Source organism: Vibrio lentus (assembly GCF_002875945.1).
GTDB lineage: Bacteria > Pseudomonadota > Gammaproteobacteria > Enterobacterales > Vibrionaceae > Vibrio > Vibrio apostichopi.
In genome coordinates, this window is the sequence record NZ_MCZK01000096.1 from 1 (window position 1) to 845 (window position 845).

Here is an 845-nt window from a genome sequence, read left to right on the forward strand (position 1 = left end):
TGAATTACGCAACAAAGCCGTAGAGATATTAAAATCTGTGAAGAAATGCTTGATTCAACGCATAGATATAAATAAAGTAGATTAGATTTAAAATACATATTGACTTCAAGAAATAAATAATTCAAGATTACTTAATAAATCTTCAAGGATTGACGTTTTAGAAATAAAATGACTTTGTAACAAGTAAACATAAAACTAAGTAATCAAAAAAACACAACTCTTAAGTTGTGTTTTTTGGTTTTGGCTCTTCGTTTTTTTGTTTTGATTGAATACTTTCAATTTCTCTTTTAAGTTCTTCAATTGCTCTTTTTTCTTCTTTCTCATAATCAAATAATCTTGTTTCTACCATAATTTCAAATTCCTTTTCTTACGTGGCTTTTTGTTTGTTGGTTCTGGCTCGTTCGGATTTAAAACTGGATCGTTTGAAGCTTCGAAGCTACAAGACTTTTCTAACGACATACCAAAATTTTCTTTGAGTTCTTGAGATGAAACTTGATCAGAAAGAAAATAGTTTTTAACGTGTTGAATTTCAAAATCGTTAAGCTTGCGATCTCCAAGAGCTTCTTTAAGCTCGTTAAGCGTTAAACCTTCAAAACTACTTTTTTCAGAAAGTGAAATGTCAGTGATTGAAGCTGTTTTTTTATGCTTATACCAGTATTTAATTTTATTCTTAATATACTCTTTATTATTTGAACTTACTTGAACTGATTGCCAGCCGTTTTTAACTTGCTCTTTTGTCATTAAATCAAGACTTTTACTATCTGACTTACAGACCATTTGACCATTCACAAATTGTTTAAAAACAAAGTTATTTTTGTCATTATCAAGGGCTTTGTTGCGTAATT

Annotated in this window: 2 protein-coding genes; both read right to left on the minus strand. The window is 29.0% G+C overall.

The features are described 5' to 3' along the window. Positions 1-220: 220 nt before the first annotated feature. Positions 221-349: a hypothetical protein gene (locus tag BCT49_RS26265; protein ID WP_277869408.1), complete on the minus strand. Its 129-nt coding sequence runs from the start codon at positions 347-349 to the stop codon at positions 221-223. Next, the coding region (locus tag BCT49_RS25670) for a hypothetical protein (RefSeq protein ID WP_157938605.1) at positions 343-845 on the minus strand (503 nt) is incomplete at its 5' end. The genes BCT49_RS26265 and BCT49_RS25670, both read right to left, overlap by 7 nt.

Coding starts and splice junctions, on each gene's coding strand:
- BCT49_RS26265 (WP_277869408.1), bottom strand. CDS start 349: ATGGTAGAAACAAGATTATTTGATTATGAGAAAGAAGAAAAAAGAGCA.